This is a genomic window from Mesorhizobium sp. M7A.F.Ca.AU.001.01.1.1 (assembly GCF_004022735.1).
In the GTDB taxonomy this organism is placed as follows: Bacteria; Pseudomonadota; Alphaproteobacteria; order Rhizobiales; family Rhizobiaceae; genus Mesorhizobium; species Mesorhizobium ciceri.
Window position 1 is genome coordinate 1 of the sequence record NZ_RZPF01000681.1, and the last position, 3,559, is coordinate 3,559.

A 3,559-nucleotide genomic window follows, 5' to 3' on the forward strand; every position below is an offset into this window, starting at 1 on the left:
GCTGTTGGCCCACCCGAGGGAATGCTAGTACAGGTCTTGCTGCATCGCAACATTTTTGGTGCGGCGGTCCACGTTTTCTGTTGCACTGCAAAATTATTGCCGTAGTTTGTGGTCGGCGGCGGTCGTGGATTTTCGGGCTCGAAAATCCACGTAAAAAATCAGGAATCCTGAATTTGGAAGCCAATGCATTCGATCCGCCAGAAGGCTCCTTGCGCAAATCGGTTGGGCGCGGCGCGGTTGTCACGGCCATGGCGCAATCGGTGCGGGTCGCGACACAGATTCTGTCGGTTATCGTGCTGTCGCGGTTGTTGTCGCCACAGGATTTCGGTGTCGTGGCGATGTGCGCGCCGGTGCTTGCCTTTATCGCACTGTTCCAGGATTTCGGCCTGACCCAGGCAACGATCCAGAAATCAGGCATCCGGCATGAGGAGGTGAACTACCTCTTCTGGATCAATGTCGCCGTCAGCGCGATCCTGGCTTGCGTGCTTGCGGGTGCCGCGCCCCTGGTTGCTGCCTTCTACGGCGAGCCGCGCGTGACAGGTCTGGTGGCTGCGTTCGGGCTGCAGATCATGGCCTATGGGCTTGGCGCCCAGCATCTGGCGCTCTTGACGCGCCGTATGCAGTTCGGCCGGCTGGCCGTCATCGACGTCGCCAGCGCCATCGCCGGGCTTGCCGTGTCGATCGCCTGGACCTTCATCGATCGCTCCTATTGGGCCCTGTTTGCCGGCACGCTGACCGGTGCCGTGCTGCCGACGCTCTGCTACTGGGCGAGTTCGCGCTGGCGTCCGGGCCTGCCGCGCAAGGTCGCCGGCATCGGCGAGCTGATCAATTTCGGCGCCGGCATCACCGGCTTCAACTTCGCCAATTTCTTTGCCCGCAACCTCGACAACGTGCTGATCGGCAAATATTGGGGCGAGGCGCAGCTCGGCCTCTATGACCGCGCCTACAAGCTGCTTCTGTTTCCGCTGAGCCAGATCACCAACCCCTTGTCGAAGGTGATGGTTCCAGCACTTTCCAGGCTGAAGGACGAGCCGGATCGCTACCGCAGCGCCTATCTGCGCGTCATGCCGCTGATCCTGCTGGTGGCGCTTCCCGGTGTCGCCTTCGCCACCGCGATGTCGGATGTGCTGATCCCCTTCGTGCTCGGCGAGCAATGGCGCGCAAGCGCCTCGATTTTCCTGGCGCTCGGCTTTGCCGGGCTGCTGCAGCCGCTCAACAATCCGGCGGGGTGGCTTTTCGTCAGCCAGGGCCGCTCCGGCGATTTCATGCGCTGGGGCATCATAACGGCCGTGACGTCGGTGCTGGCTTTCATGCTCGGCCTGCCCTATGGCGCGCTGGGCGTGGCGATCGCCTATGCGATCAGCGAATATCTGCGGACGCCGTTCCTATGGCTCTATGTCGGCAAGAGCGGACCGCTGCAGGCGCATCATGTGCTGCGCGCGGCAACGCCGTTCGTGCTTGGCGCCCATCTGGCGCTGGCCGCGATCTGGTTCGTCAAGCCACTGCTGCCGCAGCAGCATGTCGTCGCCCTGGCCAGCAGCGCCGTGTTCGCCTACCTCATCACAATCATCATCGCACTGGCATTCGCCTCCGGCCGCGAAGCCTTGCGCGAGGCGCTCAAGATGCTGCCGGCAAGGCTGCCTGCGGCAGCGCCGCGCGAAGCGCAATAATTTGGGCGTCTTCGACTGCTACGGACATCTCCTCCAGGACCAGGTCTGAACCATGCACTACCGATCGATCTCCGATATGAACGACGCCATCGTCAGGGGCCTGCACCGGCTGCCGCGCGACATCGACCTGGTCGTCGGTGTGCCGAGAAGCGGCGTTTTGGCAGCGACGCTGGTCAGCCTTGCGGCGAACATTCCGATGACCGATCTCGACAGCTTCCTGGCTGGGCGAATCTACACATCAGGCGTCACCAAGCGCCGGGCCGCTCTCGACCGCAAGGTTTCCGAGATGCGCAAGGTGCTGGTGATCGACGACAGCGTCGCCGGCGGCAACGCCATGCGCGACGCACGCGCCCGCATCCAGGCTGCGGGCATCGAGGCGGACTTCACCTTTGCCGCCGTGTTCGGCCTTGAGCCCCTGCACCAGGAAACCGACCTCGTCTTCGAGGTCGTGCCGCATCCGCGCATGTTCCAGTGGAACTTCATGCATCACAAATTCCTGGCGCAATGCTGCGTCGACATTGACGGCGTGCTGTGCCTCGACCCGACAGAGGCGGAAAACGACGACGGCCCGGCCTATGAGAAATTCCTCAGCGAAGCGCGGCCGCTCCATGTCGCGACCCACAGGATCGGCTGGCTGGTCACCAGCCGGCTGGAGAAATACCGCGCGCTCACCGAGGCATGGCTCGCCAAGCATGAGATCAAATACGACCAGCTGATCATGCTCGATCTGCCGAGCAAGGCGGAACGGCAACGACTCGGCGCGCATGGCAGTTTCAAGGCCGATTTCTACCGCAAGTCCGATGCCATCCTGTTCATCGAGAGCGAGCACGAACAGGCGCTGAAGATCACCGAACTGTCAGGCAAGCCGGTGCTGTGCGTCGAAACGCATATGGTCAGCTTCCCCGACGCGCTGTCGCTGCCGGCACTTGGCCAGGCGGCCCGCAACCTGCCGGCAAGGCTGCGGCAGATCAAGTCGCAAGAGGGCCGCAAGAGCGCCGCCAAGACCATTGCCCGCGCACTGCTTGGCGCCCGCGGCTACGAGACGCTGAAAAGCCGGGTCAAGCGTCCGGCCTGACCTGCTCAGGCGGCGTCGTCAGGCCGCCTGTCGCGCGCGCTGCTGCATGGCCCTGTCCAGTATCGAGAAGAAGGTGATGAACTGGCGATCGGGATCGAGTTCCGGGCGCCCGGCGAAGCTGCGAGCGAGACTGGAAAGCCGGTCATATTCCTGGTTGTCGTTCCACAGCCGCCTGACGGCCGCGACCCAATCGGCCAGCGGAGCATCGTAATCCAGCACCACGCCACCGGAGCCGACAGCCTCGGGCAGACCGCCGCGCCGCGAACCGATAACGGGGATTCCGCTGCAATGGGCCTCCGAAGCGACGCGGCCCCACGCCTCTTCCCACTTGCTGGGAGCAAGCAGGATCTTCGTGCGGCCATAGACCGTCTTCATGTCGCTGGTGCGGCTCTCCAGGACGACATTGCCCAAGGGAGCGATCGTCTGTTCGATCCGCGCCCGGTGATCGTCGTCGAGCTTCCAGCTTTCGACGAACAGGAATGGAATTTCGCGGCAGGCGCCGGCAATCCGCACCGCGAGCTCAAACCCCTTTTCCTCATAAGGGTTGATCAGCGTGACGAACTGGCCCGTCGTCGGCGTCGAGTAATGCGCCGGGTTGATGGTTGGCGGGATCACCGCTGCCTCGATGCCGAATTCTTTTTTGTAGGTTCGCGCGGTGAAATCCGAATTGGCAATGTAAAGCGCCGAATGCAATTCGCGCAGATCGCCGCCCAGTTCATGGAACTCGACATTGCGGAGATAAACGACCAGAGGCACGCCCTCCGCCTGCAGCGCCTTGCCGATCGGAACCGATTTGTGACACTGGACCACGGCG

3 protein-coding genes are annotated in these 3,559 nt (G+C 63.1%); 2 read left to right on the top strand and 1 reads right to left on the bottom strand.

Annotated features, from left to right (window positions below; translation table 11 throughout):
- Positions 1–173: 173 nt before the first annotated feature.
- The gene (locus EN884_RS29710; protein ID WP_063169884.1) at positions 174–1,670 is read left to right on the top strand and encodes a lipopolysaccharide biosynthesis protein; all 1,497 of its coding nucleotides are present in this window, start codon (positions 174–176) and stop codon (positions 1,668–1,670) included.
- 52 nt (positions 1,671–1,722) lie between these two features.
- Complete coding sequence (locus tag EN884_RS29715) at positions 1,723–2,745, top strand: phosphoribosyltransferase family protein (RefSeq protein ID WP_013528105.1); 1,023 nt, start codon at positions 1,723–1,725, stop codon at positions 2,743–2,745.
- A gap of 18 nt (positions 2,746–2,763) precedes the next feature.
- On the opposite strand, the gene EN884_RS29720 is transcribed toward EN884_RS29715, so the two are convergent.
- Positions 2,764–3,559 (bottom strand): glycosyltransferase (locus EN884_RS29720; RefSeq protein ID WP_128360906.1); only part of this gene is annotated, 796 nt, incomplete at its 5' end.

Excerpts from the sequence above, each read along its gene's own strand:
- EN884_RS29715 (WP_013528105.1), top strand. The coding sequence starts at position 1,723 with ATGCACTACCGATCGATCTCCGATATGAACGACGCCATCGTCAGGGGC.